14 protein-coding genes are annotated in these 21635 nt (G+C 60.9%); 2 read left to right on the top strand and 12 right to left on the bottom strand.

Translation table 11 applies throughout. The features are described 5' to 3' along the window. Window positions 1-227 precede the first annotated feature (227 nt). Window positions 228-1553, top strand: a complete 1326-nt coding sequence (gene argA / locus ACUTQY_RS06290) for an amino-acid N-acetyltransferase (RefSeq protein ID WP_015378910.1) — start codon at window positions 228-230, stop codon at window positions 1551-1553. Window positions 1554-1591: 38 nt separating this feature from the next. Here the strand turns inward: argA and recD are convergent, their stop codons facing one another. The 12 genes from recD to rppH form a co-directional block, all read right to left on the bottom strand. Continuing rightward, window positions 1592-3442, bottom strand: a complete 1851-nt coding sequence (gene recD, locus ACUTQY_RS06285) for an exodeoxyribonuclease V subunit alpha (RefSeq protein WP_046687720.1) — start codon at window positions 3440-3442, stop codon at window positions 1592-1594. Next, on the bottom strand, window positions 3439-6990 hold the full coding sequence (gene recB, locus ACUTQY_RS06280; RefSeq protein WP_046687721.1) for an exodeoxyribonuclease V subunit beta: 3552 nt from the start codon (window positions 6988-6990) through the stop codon (window positions 3439-3441). Before recB ends, recD begins: the two co-directional genes overlap by 4 nt. Further along, on the bottom strand, window positions 6987-9875 hold the full coding sequence (gene ptrA, locus ACUTQY_RS06275) for a pitrilysin (protein WP_033644854.1): 2889 nt from the start codon (window positions 9873-9875) through the stop codon (window positions 6987-6989). Before ptrA ends, recB begins: the two co-directional genes overlap by 4 nt. Window positions 9876-10107: 232 nt before the next feature. Continuing rightward, the gene (gene recC, locus ACUTQY_RS06270; protein ID WP_046687722.1) at window positions 10108-13479 is read right to left on the bottom strand and encodes an exodeoxyribonuclease V subunit gamma; all 3372 of its coding nucleotides are present in this window, start codon (window positions 13477-13479) and stop codon (window positions 10108-10110) included. Window positions 13480-13511: 32 nt separating this feature from the next. Further along, window positions 13512-13868 carry a prepilin-type N-terminal cleavage/methylation domain-containing protein gene (locus ACUTQY_RS06265; protein WP_046687723.1) on the bottom strand — a complete coding sequence of 119 codons (357 nt, stop codon included), beginning with the start codon at window positions 13866-13868 and terminating at the stop codon, window positions 13512-13514. Next, window positions 13858-14304 (bottom strand): YgdB family protein, encoded by a 447-nt coding sequence (locus ACUTQY_RS06260; protein ID WP_015378916.1) that lies wholly within the window; start codon window positions 14302-14304, stop codon window positions 13858-13860. The genes ACUTQY_RS06265 and ACUTQY_RS06260 overlap by 11 nt, the downstream gene beginning before the upstream one ends. Further along, complete coding sequence (locus ACUTQY_RS06255; protein WP_046687724.1) at window positions 14301-14879, bottom strand: prepilin peptidase-dependent protein; 579 nt, start codon at window positions 14877-14879, stop codon at window positions 14301-14303. Before ACUTQY_RS06255 ends, ACUTQY_RS06260 begins: the two co-directional genes overlap by 4 nt. Beyond that, window positions 14873-15376 (bottom strand): prepilin peptidase-dependent protein, encoded by a 504-nt coding sequence (locus ACUTQY_RS06250; RefSeq protein ID WP_046687725.1) that lies wholly within the window; start codon window positions 15374-15376, stop codon window positions 14873-14875. The genes ACUTQY_RS06255 and ACUTQY_RS06250 overlap by 7 nt, the downstream gene beginning before the upstream one ends. A 173-nt stretch (window positions 15377-15549) precedes the next feature. Then, entirely contained in the window at window positions 15550-16344 is a 795-nt protein-coding gene (gene thyA, locus ACUTQY_RS06245; RefSeq protein WP_015378919.1) for a thymidylate synthase, read from the bottom strand. 7 nt (window positions 16345-16351) lie between these two features. Beyond that, window positions 16352-17224 carry a prolipoprotein diacylglyceryl transferase gene (gene lgt / locus ACUTQY_RS06240; protein ID WP_015378920.1) on the bottom strand — a complete coding sequence of 291 codons (873 nt, stop codon included), beginning with the start codon at window positions 17222-17224 and terminating at the stop codon, window positions 16352-16354. A gap of 222 nt (window positions 17225-17446) precedes the next feature. After that, the gene (ptsP, locus tag ACUTQY_RS06235; protein WP_033644849.1) at window positions 17447-19693 is read right to left on the bottom strand and encodes a phosphoenolpyruvate--protein phosphotransferase; all 2247 of its coding nucleotides are present in this window, start codon (window positions 19691-19693) and stop codon (window positions 17447-17449) included. A 12-nt stretch (window positions 19694-19705) separates the two neighbouring features. After that, window positions 19706-20233: an RNA pyrophosphohydrolase gene (gene rppH / locus ACUTQY_RS06230; protein ID WP_004931849.1), complete on the bottom strand. Its 528-nt coding sequence runs from the start codon at window positions 20231-20233 to the stop codon at window positions 19706-19708. Window positions 20234-20929: 696 nt separating this feature from the next. On the opposite strand from rppH, the gene mutH reads away from it, so the two are divergent. Further along, the gene (gene mutH / locus ACUTQY_RS06225; RefSeq protein WP_033644848.1) at window positions 20930-21616 is read left to right on the top strand and encodes a DNA mismatch repair endonuclease MutH; all 687 of its coding nucleotides are present in this window, start codon (window positions 20930-20932) and stop codon (window positions 21614-21616) included. Window positions 21617-21635 lie beyond the last annotated feature (19 nt).

The following is a 21635-nucleotide window of genomic DNA, read 5'->3' as shown; positions in this document are numbered from 1 at the left end:
GTAATAACTGTTTACAACAGATGAAAAAAACACCAATGACTTGGGAATGCCGAAAACTTTAACCAATCATTCCAGCCCTGTCATCAGAAAATCTTTTTATGGTTTTTCAATTTATTAACGATTTAGCGCCCTTAGCTCGCTCTTCATGACGATTTCCCACTTGCCATTGGCGCAATAAAAGAATAAAAATACAAAAATATCGTATAAATATGCAAAGAGGTTTGCCCGTGAAGGAACGTAGTACAGAGCTGGTGCAAGGATTCCGTCACTCCGTCCCCTATATCAACGCCCACCGCGGCAAGACGTTTGTCATCATGCTCGGTGGGGAAGCCATCGAACACGAGAATTTTTCCAACATCGTCAATGATATCGGGCTGCTGCATAGCCTGGGCATTCGCCTGGTGGTGGTTTACGGCGCTCGGCCGCAGATCGACGCCAATCTGGCGCAGCACAACTATGAACCGATCTACCACAAGCATACGCGCGTGACCGACGCCCATACGCTTGAGTTGGTCAAGCAGGCGGCCGGTTTATTGCAGCTGGACATCACCGCCCGGCTGTCGATGAGCCTCAACAACACGCCGCTGCAGGGCGCGCACATTAACGTGGTCAGCGGCAACTTCATCATCGCGCAGCCGCTGGGCGTCGATGACGGCATCGACTACTGCCACAGCGGCCGCATTCGCCGCATCGATGAAGAAGCGATCCATCGTCAGCTCGACAGCAACGCCATCGTGCTGATCGGCCCGGTCGCCGTCTCGGTGACCGGCGAGAGCTTCAACCTGACTTCGGAGGAAGTCGCGACTCAGCTGGCGATCAAACTGAAAGCGGAAAAAATGATCGGTTTCTGCTCCTCGCAGGGCGTGACCGACGCGGAAGGCAACATCCTTTCCGAGCTGTTCCCCAACGACGCGCAAAAGCGTCTTGAAGAGCTGGAGGAAGGCGGTGATTACCATTCCGGCACCGTGCGCTTCCTGCGCGGCGCGGTGAAAGGCTGCCGCAGCGGCGTGCGCCGCAGCCACCTGATCAGCTATCAGGAGGACGGCGCGCTGGTGCAAGAACTGTTCTCACGCGACGGCATCGGCACCCAAATCGTGATGGAAAGCGCCGAACAGGTGCGCCGGGCGACGATCAACGACATCGGCGGTATTCTGGAGCTCATCCGGCCGCTCGAACAGCAGGGTATTCTGGTGCGCCGTTCGCGTGAACAGCTGGAGATGGAGATCGACAAGTTCACCATTATCGAACGCGATAACCTGACCATCGCCTGCGCGGCGCTGTACCCGTTCCCGGAGGAAAAAATCGGCGAGATGGCCTGCGTGGCGGTGCATCCCGATTACCGCAGCTCTTCGCGCGGCGAGATGCTGCTGCAGCGGGTGGAAAATCAGGCGCGGCAGATGGGATTGAAGAAGCTGTTCGTGCTGACCACACGCAGCATCCACTGGTTCCAGGAGCGTGGCTTCACCCCGGCGGAGGTCGACGTGCTGCCGATGCAGAAACAAGCGTTGTACAACTACCAACGCCGCTCCAAAATTCTGCTGGCGGATCTGTAATCCCTGTGGGCGCGGCCGCTACCGCGCCCCTTCATCGCTTATTCCATCGTCTGCAGCCGTTCAGCCAATCCGCTGCGACGCTGGGTCGGCGTGCGAATGGCCCGCAGCAGCACCGCGTCCGTGGCGTACAGCGAGAGCTGCTGACGCGCACGGGTGATCGCGGTATAGACCAGCTCACGCGTCAGCACCGGCAGGAAATGGTTCGGCAACACCAGAACCGTATGCTCAAACTCCGATCCCTGGGACTTGTGCACCGTCATGGCGTAAGCGGTTTCATGCGCCGGCAAACGGCTCGGCTGCACCGACTTGATGCTGCCGTCCGGCAGTTGGAAATGCACGCGCAGCTCGCCGCGCTCATCCGGCAGAGTAATGCCGATATCCCCATTGAATAACCCCAGCGCGCTGTCGTTGCGGCCGATCATCACCGGCCGCCCCCGATACCAGCGGCCGAGCACACCCGGTTTGCGGTCGATCAGGCCGGCGCGCTGCAGCCCGAGTTCAATACGTTCATTCAGGCCGGCGACGCCGAACGGCCCTTCACGCAGCGCGCACAGCACCTGGAAGCGGCTAAAGGCGGCCAGCACCGCCGCCGCATCCGCGCCTTCGGCAGTCAGCCGCAGATAGTCGCGATAGCCCGCCACGCACGCGTCCAGCAGCGCCTGATACTCTTCGCTCGTCGCCAGCGCATAGCCCGCGACATCGCCGAAACGGCCGTTTAATGCCGCCAGCGCGCGATCCCCCGCACCGGCGTTGACCGCCAACGCCAGTTGACCGATGCCGGAACGGGCGTCGAAGCGATAGCTCTTACGCAACAGGCACAGGCTGTCGCGCACCGCCGCTTGCGCGTCGGCCCGCTGCCCAGCGATCGAACAACCGGTCAGGCGGCTCAGCTCTGCGGCGCGCGCCTCGCTGTATCCCTGCTCGGCAAAACGGCAAATATCCCCCAGCACCGCGCCGGCCTCTACCGAAGCCAGCTGATCGCGGTCGCCGAGGAAAATCACCCGGGCCCGATCGGGCAACGCCGCAATCAGGCGCGCCATCATCGGCAGATCGACCATCGAGGCCTCATCCACCACTAACACATCCAAATGCAGCCGGTTACCGCGGTGATAGCGCATGCGCTGACTGTTGGGTTGCGCCCCCAACAAACGGTGCAACGTCGCCGCCTCCGTGGGGAACAACGCCTGCTGCGCCGGGGTCAACGCCAGCTGACGGCTGGCGCTGCCAAGCGACTCCGTCAGGCGTGCCGCCGCCTTGCCGGTTGGCGCCGCCAGCTGAATCCGCAAGCGCGCGCTTTCATCCAGCTGCACCAGCGCCGCCAGCAGTTTAGCGACGGTGGTGGTTTTACCGGTGCCCGGTCCGCCGGAAATCACCGCGATGCGCCGCGTGGCAGCCACCGCAGCAGCGATCTTCTGCCAGTCGGGTTCATCGCTCGCCGCGCCGAACAAGCGGTCGAGAATGGCGCGCAACGCCTCCTCCGGCACCGTCAGCGATTCACCTTCACCGCCGATAAACGCCGCCACTTCACCTTCGTTTTGCCACATGCGTTGCAGATATAAGCGCTGCCCACGCAGCACCAGCGGCGTAGCGCCGCTGCCGTCCCCAACCGCCGCGCTGCTCGCCAGGCGCTGCTGCCAACGTGCGCTATCCGGTCGCCCGGCCGCCTCCCACAGCGCCAGCGCCAGCGCCGGTTGGCGCCCTTCAAACAGCGTGTCCGCCTGCAGCTGCTCCAGCATCAGGCAAACATGCCCCGCCCCCGCCTCTGCGCTCAGACAGGCGGCGGCCAGTAAAATATCAGGCTCGTCTTCGCTCGCCACCACGCGGGCGAACTGCACGTCCAGCGGGCGCAGCGCGCCAAGCGCCACCGCCTGCTCCAGCAGTGCGATCATGATTTTTCCTCCGTCGCCGCAGCTTCGCCGCTGAACAAGCTATCCATTCCCGCCACCAGCTCAAACGCGGGGAGACAGGTGAAAATGCCGTTGCCCGGGTGCGCCGCATCCACGCCGCGCAGGAACAGATAAATCACCCCGCCGAAATGGCGCCGGTAATCATAATCCGGCAACCGATGGCGCAAATAACGATGCAACGCCAGCGTATACAGCTGGTATTGCAGATCATAACGATGCTCCGCCATCGCCTGCTCCATCGCCGGCCGGGTATAGGCGCTGCTGTCCTCCCCCAGCCAGTTGGACTTGTAGTCCAGCAGGTAGTATTTGCCTTGCCAGCAGAACACCAGGTCGATAAAGCCTTTCAGCATGCCCTGCACCTGATGGAAATCCAGCGCCGGGCAGCGGGCGGAAAGCGGATCGTAACGCTTCACCAGAGCATCGAGCTCCTTCGCCTGCAACAGCCGGTTAATCGGTAAATAGAACTGCAGCTCTGCCTGCTTATGCTGCGGCGTCAGCGCCGCCAACGTCACGCCGCTGTCATCGAGCGGCGTATTGAGCAGCACCTGCATCCACGCCAGCAGTATCGGTTGCCAGTGTTCGGCAAACCCTTGCTGCTGCAGCTGTTCCAGCAGCCACTGTTCGTCGAGCGGCTGGGTGAAGTCCAGCGTTTCAAACAGGCTGTGCAGGAAGGTGCCGGGCGTTGCGCCGCGCGGGAAGGTATGCGGTGTAAGCGCTGGCTCACTTTCTTCCCCGCGCTCACCGGCCGCGTCGACATCCAGACGCGGCAGCAGATCCTGCATCAGGCTCGCGCCGTGCTGTTGCAAACCGGTATAGCTGGTCACCCGCCAAAAATCCTGGATCCGCCGGGTAAAGCTTTTCGCCGCCAACGCTTCGGCCAGCGACGCCTGGGGTTGCCAGGGTTCTGCATCCGGCGGTTCAACCAGCGACAGCGCGATACCGCCACCCACCAATTGCTGCAGCCGCTCCTGCAGATACACGGCATCGCCGGGCTGCCCGCCCTGCACCAGATAGCCCAATGCGCTGCGGTGCAGGTCGGTATCGCCCTGTTTCTTGCGCGTGCCCTGGAACAGCGGCGCAATGCCGATACTGCAGTGGTACACCGAGCGGGTCAGCGCCACATACAGCAGACGCAGATCCTCCGCCAACCGCTCCTCCTCCGCCCAGGCCTGGCTCTCTTCATTGGCGTCGAGGTCCAGCAACGCCTGGAAACTGTGGCGATCGTGATACAGCGCCTGCTGCTGCTGGCGGAAGTTGCCGACGAACGGCAGCCACACCAGATCGAACTCCAGCCCCTTGGACTTGTGGATCGTGATCACCTGCACCAGATGCCGGTCGCTCTCCAGCCGCAGTTGCTGATTGTCGGACTGGCGATTAGGCTGAGCGATCTGCTGCGCCAGCCAGCGCACCAGCGCATGCTCGCTGTCGAGCTGCGCCGCCGCTTCTTGCAACAGCTCCCCCAGATGCAGCACGTCGGTCAAGCGACGCTCGCCGCCGGCGCTGGCCAGCAGGTTCTCCGCCAATTGGCGAGTTTTCATCACCTCGCTCAGCATCGGCAACACGCCGCGGCGCAGCCAGAGCGTGCGGTAATTGTCGAATTCATTAACCAGCGCGTCCCAGGCGCGCTCATCGCGGCTCAGGCCGTCCAGCGTCGGCGCGTCCAGCCCCATCAGCCCGGTGGCCATGGCGCTGCGCAGCGTGCGCTCCTGCTCCGGCGCCAACACCGCCTGCAGCAACCACAGCAGGTCTTTGGCCTCCGGGGTGTCAAACACGCTGTCGCGGTTGGACAGGTAGACCGACGGAATAGACAGCGCGCTGAGCGCATCGCGCACCAACGCCGCCTCGTTGCGGCTGCGCACCAGCACCGTGATATCAGAGGCTTGCACCGGCCGTGACGCCTTGCCGCTCTGCAGCCGCGCCAGGCCCTGCTGCCCGGCGCTGAGCCAGTCGCGAATTTGCGTGGCGCACAGGCGCGCCATTAGCTGTTGGTAATCACTTACACCCGCGCCTTCCCCCTGCTGCAGCCAGAATTGCATCGCCGGCTGCGGCTTGCCGTGCAATTCAAACGCCAGCCCTTGGTTCTTTTCCGCCGCGTTAACCTCAATAAAGGGGATTTGGCCGAACAGGAAAGGTTTTTCTACCTGAGAAAACAGGTGATTGACGCTGGCGACCATCGACGGCGACGAGCGCCAGTTGGTCTCCAGCGTATAGTGGGCGCTCACCTCTGAACGCGCGCGCATGTAGGTAAAGATGTCGGCGCCGCGAAAGGCGTAAATCGCCTGCTTGGGATCGCCGATCAGCAGCAGGCCGCAATCAGGCCGGCCGACGTAAAGTTTTTGGAAAATACGGTATTGCTGCGGATCGGTATCCTGGAATTCATCGATCATCGCCACCGGATAGCGCTGGCGGATCGCCTGCGCCAACTGTTCGCCGCCGCCGCTTTGCAGGGCGCTGTCCAAACGGCTGAGCAGGTCGTCAAACCCCAGCTCGGCGCGCTGGCGCTTTTCCTGCTGAATGGAGGTGCGGATCTCGCTGAGCGCGCGCGCCATGATCAGGTCGCGCAACGTCAAGGGTTCATCGAACAGTTCGTCTATCGCCGTGAACAGCGCATGACGCGGCGGCTCGCCCTTCTTGGTCTTCTCCAGCAGCACCGACTGGCGAAACTTGTCCAGCTCCTTCGGCAGTTGGTAATCCTGGGTCTCCTGCCCGCTCCATTCGCCGACCTTGTTCAACCAGTTCGGCAGGTGTTTGCTGCTGTAGCTGCGCTTATCGACGCCGGACTGGGCGATTAACGCCTCAAGATCGCCCGCCGCCGCCCGCCATTGCGCCTTGATGGCGTCGATGCGCGCGACGATCTGCTCGTGGCGCATCAGAACGGTTTCTTCGTCCTTCGGTGGTCGCCGCAGCGCCGGCGCTTCACCGTGCAGATAACCGGAAAGGTCGGCCAGCAACGCTTCCGGGCCGCTCCACTCCTGGCTGATCGCACGCGCCACGCCCAGCGGCAACGGATAGCAATGACGGCGCCAGAAATCGGCGCAGGCCTGCCGCCGCAGCGGCAGTTCGTCCTGCACCAGCGTTTGTTCAAACAGCATGCCGGACTCGAAGGCGTTGTGGGTCAACATCCGTTGGCAAAAACCGTGGATAGTGTAAATCGCCGCTTCGTCCATCTGCCGCTCCGCCGCCAGCAGCTGCGCAGCGGCGTCAGACAAATCGTCAATTTCTTCCATCAGCGCCGAAAACAGCGGGTTAGCGCTGATGCCGCGCACGCAGGCGATGCGCAGCCCGTGGATATTGTCACGGATACGCCCGCGCAGCTCCTCGGTGGCGGCCTCGGTAAAGGTCACCACCAGGATTTCTTCGACCGTCAACGGGCGGGGAAACGCCGCTTCCCCCCCCAATCCCAGCAGCAAGCGCAGATACAGCGCGCCGATGGTAAAAGTTTTACCGGTGCCCGCCGACGCCTCGATCAGGCGTTCGCCAAACAGCGGCAGCGTCAGCGGTTCTAGCCTCTGCGGGGCGACTTCCGTCATGGCGTAGCCACTTTACGCGGCAGGATCTGCTGCAATGCCGACGCGTTCGGATAGGTGACCCAATCCTTAGGCGCCGCGTAATCCGCTTTGTCCTGCCCGCTGCCGCTGACCTGCGACAACACCGCCAGCCCCTGCGGCTGGATCACTGCCTGGTGGAAATAATCCGCCAGTTTGGTCGGCGTCAGCTGTTGCACCTGCGCGATCAGCTTCTGGCGGGTATCAAAGGCGAAGTTGCCGCGATCGAAATCATTGGCGAACCGGCTGGCCTCCTCGCTGAGGGTTTGCGGCCGCTGTTTGAGTTCGTTGATCAGCGCCTGTTTGTACTGCTCAAAATCGGCCTCGCTCATTTCACGCAGGCGTTTCTCGGTTTTCGGATAGAAATCCTGATAGCGCTGGTACAGGTAGGCCGGCTGTTTGCTGTTGCTCTGCAACAGGAAGCCTACGCCCCACTGGCGGCCCACCGACATCGGGAAGGCAAAGACCGCATACCCCAATTGTTCCTGAGTGCGCAGCTGGCTGTAGAACCACGGCTGAATAATCTGCCCCAACAGCGAGCTGTAGGCCATGCCGGTCACTTCGTCGTAACCGGTCGGTACGTAGACCGCCGCCAGCGCCGAGTCGGTGCTGCTGCCTACCTGTTGCAGGTTGGCCAGCTGATTCTTGTCCACCACCACGTCTTCGCCGTGCCACCACTCAATACCGGTACAGCCCAGACGGTGCTTCAGCGTCGACGCCAGCGTATCGACCTGTTGCTTGCTCATGTTGCCCACCACCAGCAGCTCCGGCGTGGCCTCGGCCAGCAGGCTGTCGCGATACGCCAGCACGTCTTTCAGCGTCAGCGTTTTCAGCACTTCGCGGCGCTCGCTGCGTTCGGAATACGGCACGCGGGAAACCATCTGCACCGGCTGAATGGCCAGTTCAAACGCCTTGCCCTTCTCGGCGGCGTCCAACTGCTCCAGGTACCAGGACTTGGCCTGCGCCAGCTGATCTTCCGTCGGCGTGAAGCTGGAATAGCCCTCGATCAGCGCCGTCAACAACTGCGGCAGGCGCTGGGTAAAGCCGTTGGCGTTAAACATCAGGCCGTTGTTCGGCGACGTCGAGAAACTCAACCCGCCGACCGACGCCTGATAGCTCAGCTGATCCAGCGCCAGGCCGGCCAAATAATCCGTCAGCGAGAACAGCACCTGGTTGCGCGCGGAATCCATGGTCTTGGCGTTGCGGAAAGCGACGGTGACATCGGCCTTCGGCTCATCGGCGAAGTAACGGCTCGGCATATACAGCACGCGCAGGCCGGGCTTATCCACTACCATTTCCGGCTTTTTGAATTCATGCGACGGTTTGGTCAGGGTGAAATCATCCGGAATGTACGGGTTGAGCGCCGGCAATGACAGGGAAATGCCGCTGCCCAACTGCTGCCACTGCGTAAAGCGCTGTGGCGTGATTTTGTCGACCTGGTAAGGCGCATTGACGAAATAGGCCGTCTTGTTGTGCGGCTCATCGGGGCTGACGAACCAGATGCGCGCATTTTGCGGCGTCATGGCATCCAGACGTTCAGCGATCGCCTTAGGATCATAGCGATCGGCCAGGTAAGGCGCGTCCAGCGCATGCTCAACCGGCACGCGCAGCATAGTGTCCACCAGCCATTCGATGTAGTCCATGTCGCGCGTGATCGACGGATAGCGGAAGTCCAGGTTCAGAACATGCGAGATTTCGTCGAAGTAACTCTGCTTGATACCTTCGCTGCGCAGCATTTTCAGGTAGTTGAAAATGGCGGCGACGACTTGGTCGCGCTGGGCCAAGCCTTTGTCAGTCAGCGAGACGCTGATGGCGAAGACGCCGCCGTTGCGATCCACCATCGGATCGGCGCCGGCATTGATGGCGTCCGCCAATCCCTGCTTCTGCAACCAGTCGGACAGGGTATTTTTACTGCGGTTGCCGATCAGGTAACCGATGTAGGTATCGGTTTTGCTGCGAAACGCGGCGCTGTTGTTATCGATGCGGAACTCAACCTTCAGCTGCTTGCGCGGCTGCGCCGGCACATAGTGAATGATGATGCCCTGCTGCTCCGGCGTGACGGCCGGTACGGTGATCGGCGGCACGCTGGCGTCATGATTCGGCACGCGGCCAAAGGTTTTTGCGGCAATGTCAGCCAGCTGCGGCAGCGGTTGATTGCCGTACAGCACCCCCATCATCAGATTGGCGGAGTAGTAGCGCTTATAGAACCCCATCAGCTCATCGTGTAACTTGCTGCCCGGCTTGTCTTTCAGCGTGTCCAGATTACCGCCGGAGAAGCGCGCGCTCGGGTGCGCCGGGTTGAGGGTTTCCGCACCGACCTGCGCCATACGCATGCCGTCGCGCGAACGCGCCATCGTCAATTCTGCATTCACCGCGTTGCGCTCGCGATCGGCATTGCCCGGATCCAGCAACGGCTCCGCAATGGCGTCGGCCATGCGATCGACCGCCGGCTCCAGCGCGTCATTCTCCACTTCCAGATAGAAGGCGGTGCGATAAGAAGCCGTGCTGGCGTTGTGGCTGCCGCCGTGCTTTTTCAGGAATTCGGACAGGTTTTCCGGCTCGGGATAACGTTTGGAGCCCATCAGCACCATATGTTCCAGATAGTGCGCCAAGCCCAGTTGGCTGTTCGGATCTTCGAGCGACCCGACCGGCAATGCCAGCGCCGCCAGCGATTTCGGCGCCTGGACATCGGACACCAGCAGCACCGTCATGCCGTTAGCCAACTTGATCGCCTCGTACTGACGCGGATCGTGCTCGCTCTTGTTGATCTTCTCCGCCAGCGGTTGCCATCCTTGTGCGGCCCAGCTCAACGGCGCCCAACACATAGCCAATAATACCAGCCCGGTGATGCGGGCCAACTGTCTGCGCATATCCAAAATAAACCCCTATTCTGACATCGCCACGCCCACTCCCTGACGCTGGCGACGTACATCAAAACCACATAACCAAATCTGTACTCGCCGGGTTCTTCGCCAATGTGGCGCCCCAAAACGCGGCGGGTATATGCCTGTACGTTATGTAAGACCGGGAATTACCCCAATGGTTGAATATAACCTTCGTTATTTTTACCACCTCCCGCCGCACAGCACCACCGGGGGATTGTTACCCCAGGTTATGACGCGCCACCGGCAGCAGATAACGCTCTGTTTCGGCCAGTATTTGCGCCAGGTAGTCATTGTCCAATTGGCGGAACACTCGCTGAACATAGGGATCTTCCCCTTCTCCGGGAATGCGCTGATCGCCCTGCCAAGCCTGCAGCAATTTGGCGCGAGCCTTTGCTTGCGCTTCTTCCTCCCAGTCGATTTGCTGCGTTTCCGGCTGATAGCACTGACTCAGCCACGCCCAGCCGCTCTTGTTCAGCAACAACAGCGGCTGACACAGACCGCGCTGATAGCCCGCCAGCAGTTCCGCCAGCTGCGCTTGCGCCTCTTCAGGCGCAAGCGCGGCAAAGCGCCAGGCGGAGTTCTTGCGACCATACATGCGGCTCTCGCCGGTGCCGCCGGCGCAGCAGTACACCAGGTGCTCCAGCCACAGTAATATGCCGTCCACCGCCGACAACGTGGCGGGCCGCCAGCGCAACAGGCCGTCATCCTGCACCTGATGCAGCCAGCCGCTGAGGCGCACGCCAGCAATATCGATGTCCAATTCCAGGCTGTGGCTCTCTGCGCGTTCCGCACGCACCTGCTCGGCCAGTTCGCTCATCTCTTCCTGCTGCTTTTGCCAATAGATCTCGCCGAAGGCGCCATAGGGCAACCCCCCGGCGGCGCGCACCCGTTGGAACAACCGTTCGGGATCGTCGCCGTCAATCAGGGTATTCAGCAGTTGGCTGTTGAACTGGTAGCGGCTGAGGTTATCCAGCGTGAAGGGCTCTTCGTCCGGCAGCTCGGTCTCTTCCAGGATAAAGCTGACGCCCAACCGCAGCTGGAAGAAGGCGCGAATAGGATGGCGGTAAAACCGCAGCAGCTCATCCAACGCTATTTGCTGCAGCGCTTCGGCGGGCAGCGGCTGGTTGAAGGCCGGGTGCGCCGCCCCGCGCCCGTCGGCGGCGGGCAGCCACTCGGCGGCATAGCTTTGCGCTTCCGAGCCCGGCAAGAAATTCTCGGCGGCGAACGGCATGCGCGCATGCCACTTCAGCAAATGCTCGCCCACTCGCCGGGCGCTGTCGTCTGCGGTGCACGCCTCGTCTCCCGGCAGGCAATAGCTTTGCTCCAGATACTCCAGCAGCTCGGTAACCAGCACCGAAGGATAGCGCGGGCTGTTGTCCTGAATGGAACGGCCAATGAAGCTGATATACAGCCGTTGTTGAGCGGACAGAATCGCCTCCAGGAACAGATAGCGGTCGTCATCGCGCCGGCTGCGGTCGCCGCGCTTGACCTGCTGCGCCATCAGATCAAACCCCAATGGCGGCAACGTGCGCGGATACACGCCGTCGTTCATGCCCAACAGGCACACCACCTTGAACGGAATCGAGCGCATCGGCATCAGCGTACAGAAGTTGATTTGCCCGGCGAGGAAGCGCTGGCTGATGCGCTCCTGATCGAGGCGCGCCGCCAAATCGTCGCGCAGAATCGTCAAGGGCACGTCATCCGGATAGCGCGCCGCCAGGCCAAAATTGATGGCCTGCTGCCACTGCTGCTCGATCAATGCCAGCACCACTTCGGTATCGCTATCCGCTTCGAAGAAGGCATCCAGCAGCTGTCGGCACAGCGGTAGCCATGCCTCGAGCGAGCGCGCTTCGCTCAAGACTTGCCGCCAATGGCTCAATTGGGCCAGCAGATCCGCCAACTGCCCCGCCAGTTCGGCGACCAACCCGCTCGACTCGTCGTAAGGCAAAATGCCCTGCCAATCGCCGGCGTTGCTGTCCATCGCGTAACCGAGCAGCATGCGCGTAATGCCGAATCGCCAGGTGTGCTGGCCCGTGGCGGGCAGATCCAGTTCTCGCACGTTATCGTCGTCCAGCCCCCAGCGCACGCCGGATTCACCGACCCAGTGACGCAACAGGCGCAGCCCCTCTTCGCCAATGGCGAAACGGGCGGCCAGGGCCGGCACTTCCAACAGCGCCAGCACCTGTTCCGACGTAAAGCGGCTTTGCGGCAGATCGAGCAGGGAGATGAACGCCTGCAAAGCCGGATGCGCCTGTCGCGCTTTACGGTCAGAAATGGCGAACGGCAGGTAGCGCTCGGCGGGAGCATTGCCGAACACGGCCTGAATATAAGGCGTATAGCTGTCGATATCCGCCACCATCACGATGATGTCGCGCGGCGTCAACGCGGGATCCTGCGCGAGCATGGTCAGCAGTTGATCGTGCAGCACCTCCACTTCCCGCTGTGGGCTGTGGCAGGCGTGCAGGCTGAGGGAACGATCTTGCGGATCGAGCCTGCGCTTGCTGAAACTGCTTTCCAGCGTTTCCGCCGTGATGCCGATCACCGCGTGATCTTCCAGCTCCAGCATATCGCGTTGAACGGCGTGCAGCATGGTATCCGCCGGGATATCGACAAAGGCGTCGACCTCTTGCGCCCCTTCCATCTGCGACAGCAAATAGAGGTGATCGCGCCCGAGCTTGCCCCAGGAGGCCAGCAGCGGGTTACTGAGCTGCTGCTGCCCTTCAGCGTCAAACAGACGCGCCGCGTCAGCCGGTTCGCGAAACAGCCCTTGCTCGCGCGCCTGATGATAGTGACGGCGCTTGCGGCTCTGCAAGCGGGCCAGGAAAGCGTAATCCTGAATGTCGCCCCAGTAATAACGACAAGGGTTGGTGAACATCAGGTGGATATCGATATGCCGCCCCAGCGCCTGCAGCGCCTCCAGATAGACCGGCGGCAACGCCGAGATGCCGCAGATAAACACCCGCGGCGGCAAACCGGGCGGACACGTTGTTGCCTGCTCCAGCGCGTGGATAAAGCGGCTGTACAGATTGGCGCGGTGCCATTCCGGCTGCCCCAATTCGCGCGTGTACTCCACCAGCCGCGCCCAGAGCGGCGCCTGCCACTGCTGAGCCTCGGGCAGACCGTCGATGCGCTCGCCGCGCTGCCAGCTCTCCAGCCACTGCGGGCGATAAACCAAATACTGGTCGAAAAGGTCGGCAACCCGGCCGGCCAATTGGTGGATTTTTCGCTTGTCGCCGTCATCGGTGAGATAGTGCTGCAGTGGCGCGAACGCCGGCTGGGTCAGCATCTCCGGCAGCAGCCACATCAGCTTCCAGGTCATGGCGTCCTTGCTGAAGGCGCTCTCTTTCGGGATATCCGGCAACACGCGGGTGAACATGTCCCAAATGAAGGTCGCCGGCAGCGGAAACGCGACATTGGCGGCGATGCCGAACTGCTCCGCCAGCTGCATTTGCAGCCATTGCGCCATACCGGGGCTCTGAACCAGCACCACTTCCTGTTGAAAAGGATCGGCCAACGGATCTCTGGCTATCAGCGCGCTGGTCAGCGTTTTCAATAAATCCAGCTGATTGGAATGATAAACCGTGAACATGATGGCTCCTTTAAAACAAGATACGTACCGGCTCAAAAACGGGTGCAATACCAGCGGCTCAGCGTCGCCCACTGCCGTTGCGGAGTTTGTACTCTGACCGTCAATCGGCGGCAATCCGCATCCTCGCCGTCGAACGCCGTCTCGCGTCGCCAGCCTCCCGGCAGCGATTCGGCATCGAGCCGACCGGTGACGGCGAACGCCTCCAACTGCTGATGCGCCATCACCCAGGCTTGCCGGTAGTGCCACTGGCGCTGGAACGACTGCAACAGCACCTGATGATACTGTAACAAGCCCAGCAGCGACACCGAGAACAACGATGCCGCCACCAACACTTCCGGCAGGCTGAAGCCGTTGCGGGATAACCGCCCTGCGCGAGCGTTAACCCTCACAGTCGGCCGGCCTTTTCTCGGGGCAAAAATCCAGCCGGCCGCCCGGCTGCGCTTGCACCCTGCCGACCGATTCCGCACCGTCAAACGCGCCCCATTGATACAGCCAAAGCGGCTCACCGCCACGCATCTCCCCAAGGCCGCGTACCGTCACGACGCCCGCTCTGGCAGACAGCCGGGCGCAGGCCGTCAGTTCCGCGCGCTGCCTGCATAACCAGGCCGCCGCACTCAGCTCGGCGCGCGGCCAACGCTGGAGCATGCCCCAACTCAGCGCCGAAGCGGCCTGATTGTAAGCCTGGAGGTAGCGCTGCTGATCGGCGGCCAGTAACAGCGCGTTATCCAATTGCCGGTGCTGGGCATTGAGCAACATCAACCCCAACGCCAACAGCAACATTACCGCCGCCAAAGTGCTGCCGCCTCGCTGGCTCCGCCGGTTCATGGCAACGCCGCCATTTCGACGTTCCCGCTCAGGCTGCGCCTGATACGCGCATCGCCGACAGAGCGCCCCGCCAGAGTCAAACGGCCCAGCGCACCGCCATGCTCCCCGCGCTCTATCGCCACATGAAACCGCTCAATCTGCACTTCGTCACGATCGAGCAGCCGCTCCCAGCCGCCGCCGTCGCATTGGCTTACGCCGCGCTGCCCTTCCAAGCCGCCATTGCGCAGCCGATAACCGAAATAACCTGCATCCTCGCCCGAGGTGAGCCATTGCCCGCTGCGGGTGATGTCGTAAGCGACGATAACGCAGCTGCCCGCCGCTTCTCCCGCCGCCTGGCCGATCAGCAGCGGGCGGCCGGCGCACTGCCCGGCACAGAAACCGGCGCGGCGCAGGTCCTTCTCGATGCCGAACGCCAGTTGCCGCAGCGTTGACTCCAGCCGAAAATGCTGGCCGACGGCCACGTTTTGCTGGCGCAACAGCGGGTAGGTTTTCGCGGCGCCGAGCGCGATCACGCTGCCGAACACCAGCGCCAACATCACCTCCGGCAAGGTAAAACCGCGTTCGACAGTCAGCATGGCGCGATCCCCCTTATCCGGAGCCCTTCGCTGCACAAACGCAGCCGCCCTCGGGCGGACAGCACCAGCCGCAGGCCGCCTGCCTCGTTGCTGAGCAGGATGTGCCCCGCCTGCGCGGTATTGCGCAAGCCGTAAAACCCGATCTCTTTGTCGGTGTAGCCGCTCAAAACGACGTCGCGGTAAGACGGTGAGAAAACGGAACCCTCGGCGGAAGCGCAATCCGGCGGCGGCACACCGCCGCCCAGGCACCAGGGCGTGCCGTTCTTGAACCACAGCAGCGTCGTGCGGTTGCGCCAGTTGGCGTCCGCCTGCAGTCGCAGTAAAAATGCCAGCAGCTGCTGGGCAGTATGTTCCAGGCGCAACGTTTGCTGATGGTGGCGCCATTGACCGACGCCCCAGCCGGTGAGCATGCCGGCGATCAGGAGCGCCGCCAACAGCTCAATCAGCGTCATGCCACGCTGGCGGTCATCGATGTTCGAGAGCGTATTTTCTTTCATGCGGCCAGTTTAAGGGCCGTAACAAGGCGGTAAAGCCGCATGCGCAAGCCTTGCGGCAAGCTGCGCAATGTTTTCCCTATAGCGACAAATGGCGACAATAAAATGCGGCGCGGCGCGCAATGCGGATAAAAAAGGGGCGCAATCGCTGCGCCCCTGGTGTGATGCGGTTAAGGTCAGATCGCGACCGGCGCCTTGATGGCCGGGTGCGGATCGTAACCTTCGATCTCGAAGTCTTCGAAACGGTAATCGAACAGCGAAGCCGGCTTGCGTTTGATCACCAGCTTCGGCAACGGACGGGGTTCACGCGTCAACTGCAGCTTCGTCTGTTCCATATGATTACTGTACAGATGGGTATCGCCACCGGTCCAGACGAAGTCGCCGACGTCCAAATCGCACTGCTGCGCCATCATATGCACCAACAGCGCGTAGCTGGCGATGTTGAACGGCAGGCCGAGGAACACGTCGCAGGAACGCTGGTACAGCTGGCAAGAGAGTTTGCCGTCCGCCACGTAGAACTGGAAGAACGCGTGGCACGGCGCCAGCGCCATCTGGTCCAGCTCACCGACGTTCCAGGCGGAAACGATGATGCGGCGCGAATCCGGATCTTGTTTCAGTTGCTGGAGCACGTTGCTCAGCTGATCGATCTGACGACCGTCCGCCGCCCCCCAGGCTCGCCACTGCTTGCCGTACACCGGGCCGAGATCGCCGTTTTCATCGGCCCACTCGTCCCAAATGGTGACCTTGTTGTCACGCAGATAGGCGATGTTGGTATCGCCGTTCAGGAACCACAACAGCTCATGAATGATCGAACGCAGATGACATTTCTTGGTGGTCACCAACGGGAAGCCTTCCTGCAAATTGAAACGCATCTGGTGGCCGAAAATCGACAACGTGCCAGTGCCGGTACGGTCGGCTTTAGGAGTGCCCTCGGCGAGCACCTTGTTCATCAAATCCAGATACTGTTTCATTTGTCCCTCACGACAGTTGTTGCTGCGGGCGACGACGGTACGCCCAAATCATCATAATAACACCGGCCACCACCATCGGGATGGACAGGATCTGCCCCATGCTGATCACGCCGTCGAACAGGCCAAGCTGGGCATCCGGCTGGCGGAACGCTTCAACGATGATGCGGAATGCGCCATAACCGATCAGGAACAGGCCCGATACGGCACCCATCGGCCGCGGCTTGCGGATGAACAGGTTCAGAATGATAAACAGCACCACGCCTTCAAGCAGCAGTTCATACAGCTGGGACGGGTGACGCGGCAGCACGCCATACTGATTCAGCAGCGGCAGCAGAGAAGGATCGGCGGCGGCGAGCGCCACGTCTTCGCTGCGCGAGCTTGGGAACAGCATCGCCCAAGGGGTGTCGGTGGTCACGCGGCCCCACAGTTCACCGTTGATGAAGTTGCCGAGGCGGCCGGCGCCCAAACCGAACGGGATCAATGGCGCGATAAAATCGGAAACCTGGAAGAAGGTGCGTTTGGTGCGGCGAGCGAACCAGAACATCACCAGAATCACCCCCATCAATCCGCCGTGGAACGACATGCCGCCATCCCAGACTTTAAACAGATATAGCGGATTATCCAGGAACAACGGCAGGTTGTAGAACAGCACATAGCCCACGCGGCCGCCGACGAATACGCCCAGGAAACCGGCGTAGAGCAGGTTTTCCACTTCGTCTTTGGTCCAGCCGCTGCCCGGCTTGTTGGCGCGGCGCACCGCCAGCCACATGGCAAAAACGAAGCCGACCAGATACATCAGGCCGTACCAATGCAAAGAAACCGGGCCAATGGAGAAAATGACCGGATCAAATTTAGGAAACGCCAGATAGCTATTGCTCATCTATCACCACAACATGTCTGTTATTTTTCCCCATGCGGGGGCGGCAGGTGCCAAACGTCGGCGCAGGTTGTCACACGCCTTTCAAACGGCAGCGTTGGCCGCTGCGGTTTGCAAGACGACGAACATGCGTCGCGCTGAGGTTGCGCATCATAACATAGGCTTAGCGCGGTCCGGGCCGGCAGCGCGGGAAAAGTTCTGTAAAAAAATCACATCGCGCGGCGATTATCTGCCGCCGCGAATCAACCCGCCCATGCCGCGTCGCTCCATAAACGCCGCCACCAAATGGCGCACTTCCGTGGTCATTTGGGTGTTCAACACTCGGTGCGCCAACACTTCGGCGTCGGCAAGATCGATATGCCGCAGCAGGTATTTGATGCGCGCCACGCTGCGTCCGTTCATGCTCAGATTGCGATAGCCCATGCCTACCAGCAACAGCGCGCCCATCGGATCGCCGGCCAGTTCACCGCACAGGCTAAGCTGCAGCCCGGCCGCTTTCCCCTGTTCGGCGATCAGCTTCAGCACCTGCAGCATCGCGGGATGCAGGCTGTCGTACAGCGAGGCTACCCGCGTGTTGTTGCGATCCACCGCCAGCAGGTACTGGGTCAAATCGTTGGTGCCTACCGAGATGAAGTCGACGCGCCCGGCCAAATGCGGGATCAGGAAAATCATCGACGGCACTTCCAGCATCACGCCGATTTTCGGTTTCGGGATCGCGTAGCCAAGCACCTCTTCCACCTCGCGCCCGGCGCGGTCAATCAAGCGCTTGGCCTCATCGACCTCTTCCAGGCTGGTGACCATCGGCAGCAAAATGCCCAGGTTGCCGGTGCCGGCATTGGCGCGCAGCATGGCGCGCACCTGTATCAAAAAAATCTCCGGCTGGTCCAGAGTGATGCGAATGCCGCGCCAGCCCAGGCAGGGATTTTCTTCGCTGATCGGCATGTAGGGCAGTTGCTTATCGGCGCCGATGTCCAGCGTGCGCAGCGTGACCGGTTTGTTGGGGTAAAGCTGCAGCATGCCTTGATACTGCGCGACCTGTTCTTCTTCAGAAGGGAAACCGCTTTGCAACATGAACGGAATTTCAGTGCGGTACAACCCCACGCCGTCCACCCGGCCGCCCAACAGCTGTTCATGTTCCGGGCTGAGGCCGGCGTTCAACATCACCTGAACGCGTTCGCCGCTTTTCAACTGCGCCGGCTGTTCGACGTCGTCTTCCGCCAGCTTGCTCAGTTCCTGTTCTTCGCTGATCAGCCGTTGGTATTCCTGCACCAGCACCGGCTCAGGATCGACCAGCAGTTCGCCGCGATACCCATCAACGATCAGCAGCCGCTGGCTGAGCAGAGAAGGCTGGATGTCGGCGCCCATCACCGTCGGCACCCCCATCGCCCGCACCAAAATCGCCGCATGCGAATTGGCGGCGCCGTCGCGCACGACCACGCCAACCAGGCGATCCTGCGGCACTTCGGCCAGCAATGTCGCGGTCAGTTCATCCGCCACCAGCACAAAACGCGCCGGCCACTGGGTGGCGCCCTGAGTGGTGTCGTCGAGGTGGAACAGCAGGCGCTGACCCAGCGCGCGCAGGTCGCTGCCGCGCTCGCGCATATAGGTGTCCTGCAGTTTGGCGAACTGTTCGGCAAAGGCTTCTATCACCTGCTTCACCGCCCATTCCGCCACCGAGCCGTTGTCAATTTCGGCGAACAATTCGCGCTTGAGGCGGGCGTCGTTTAGCAGGTGAGAATAAAGATCGAAGATCGCCGCGCTCTCTTTTTGCGAGCTGGCGGCAAAACGCTTGCTGAAGCGGCGAAATTCCGCGCCGGCCTCTTCCAACGCCAACGTCAGGCGCTCGCGCTCGCTGGCGGTGTCCAGCGTCGACGCGCGGTAAACCTGATCGAGCGAAGGCTGGCTGCTGTCCTGCCACCCTTCCGCCACCGCTACGCCGGGCGAGGCCGCCAGCGCGCGCACGCGCGTTTGGCGATACTGGCCGAAAATGGCATTAAGCTGCGACTGTGAAAGGATCCCGGCCATCTGCGTGGCCAGGGTGACCATGAACGACTCTTCGCTTTCGTCGAACTGGCGCAGCTCGCGCTGCTGCACCACCAACACCCCCAACAGCTGGCGCCGGTGAATGATCGGTACCCCGAGGAAGGATCGGAAACGATCCTCTTTGACCTGCGGAACGTACTTGAAGCTGGGATGGCTTTGGGCATCGGCCAGGTTGATGGGTTCGGCCCGGCGGCCGACCAACCCGACGACACCTTCGTCAAACGCCAATGCGATAGTGCGCCCGCGCGGCTTTTTCAGCCCGCGCGTGGCCATCAAGTAGTAACAGCGGCGATCGTTGTCCGCCAGGTAAATGGAGCACACTTCGGTGTCCATCGCCAGACAGGTTTCATTGACCAGCAGATCCAGCGCATCCGTCAGACTGGCCGCCGCGGCCACCTTCTCTACAATTTCTCGCAAGCGCGTGAGCATAGTCGGCTTAACTTAACCTCTCTTTCGGCGATAAGCGGGGGCCTGCCGCGGCGCCGCCTGCTCTTGCATCGGCATCACGGTCACGGCGAATTCTTTCATCACCCGGCGGTAGACGTCGCGTTTAAACGACACCACCTGGCGCACCGGATACCAGAAGCTCACCCAGCGCCAACCGTCGAACTCCGGTGTGCTGCTGCGCTGCATGTTGATATCAGCGTCATTGCACAGTAGCTGCAACAAAAACCATTTTTGCTTTTGGCCGATACAAACCGGCTTTGTGTCCCAACGCACCAAACGTTTCGGCAATTTATAGCGCAACCAGTTGCGGGTCGAAGCCAGGATGCGCACATCCTTTTTACTCAGCCCCACTTCTTCGAACAGCTCACGGTACATCGCCTGCTCCGCAGTTTCGCCAGGGTTAATCCCACCTTGGGGAAACTGCCAGGAGTGCTGACCGTAACGGCGGGCCCATAAGACCTGCCCCTGACGATTACAGATTACGATACCAACATTCGGGCGGTAGCCATCATCATCGATCACCGGACTACCTCGATAAGCTTAAATTCGCATAGATGTCCTGATTGTTTCACACAAGCTACAGGCGGTAAACCACTGCTTTACGGCGCTGCGGGCCGGATAACATTGGGATAACTCACAGATATAGGCAAAGTTATAAACATGCATCGGCATTTCAGACCGGTTTTATTCACTTTTTCTGTGGATAGGTGTGTGTAGAACTCGAGGGATAAGCCGGTAAAACTCTCGTCCCCGAAAATCCCTCCTCACACCGAAAAAACAATATTACTCCTAAAAACATATAATTAACCAATATCCCACAGTTATGTACAGGGCAAAAATGTGATCTATGCACGGTAAGGATCTTACCCTGGCGAAAGATCCACCAACGCCGTTTTTATCCACAGATTATCCGGGCAAGTTACGCACAAAACGGACAAATTCGTAAAAAACCGCCCGAGTCAAGGCTGTAAATTGAACCAGTAATCGGTAAAAATTTGGGTTATCCCATAAATCTGTGGATAAATAGGTGTAAGATCCTGTTTATTGTCGGTGGCTTCAGGTGAACAAGCCTCGCGGGAGCATTGTCGCCCGCGCAAGGAAAGAAAAAAAGTCATGTAAAATCATGCTACTATTATTCTTTTCCCCAGGCGACTGGGGTTACCGTTTCCCGTGTATCTTTGCAGTACGTTTTTCAACCAAATTCGACAGGCTTGATTTATGGCGTTTTTATCCCCTCTGCCACCCCCGCCGGAAAATGAACGGCAGCTGTTCGAGCGCGCTCAGGCGCTGGCCGGCTTCAGTTTTGGCGAACTGGCCGCCCGCGCGCAGTTGCCGATCCCCAAGGATCTGAAACGCGATAAAGGCTGGGTGGGCATGCTGCTGGAGCTGTACCTCGGTGCCATGGCCGGCAGCAAACCGGAACAGGATTTTCCTGAGCTGGGCATTGAGCTGAAAACCATTCCTGTCGACGCCGCCGGCAAACCGCTGGAGACCACTTTCGTCTGCGTGGCCCCGCTCACCGGCAACAGCGGCGTCACCTGGGCCAGCAGCCACGTTCGCCACAAGCTGGCGCGCGTGTTGTGGATACCGGTAGAGGGCGAACGGCAAATCCCGCTGGCGCAGCGCCGCGTCGGTTCGCCGCTGCTGTGGAGCCCGAGCGCTGCAGAAGAAGAGATGCTGCGCCGCGATTGGGAAGAGCTGATGGATCTGATTGTGCTCGGTCACGTAGAACGCATCACCGCACGCCACGGCGAAGTGCTGCAACTGCGCCCCAAAGCGGCCAACAACAAGGCGCTCACCGAAGCCATCGGCGAACAGGGGCAACCTATCATGACGCTGCCGCGCGGTTTCTATCTGAAAAAGGGTTTTACCGGCGCGCTGCTGGCAAGACATTTCTCAATCTAAGCGATTTCGTTTAACTCTG

It is taken from the genome of Serratia sp. TSA_130.1 (assembly GCF_052691795.1).
This window is presented reverse-complemented; position numbering and strand designations above follow the sequence as displayed.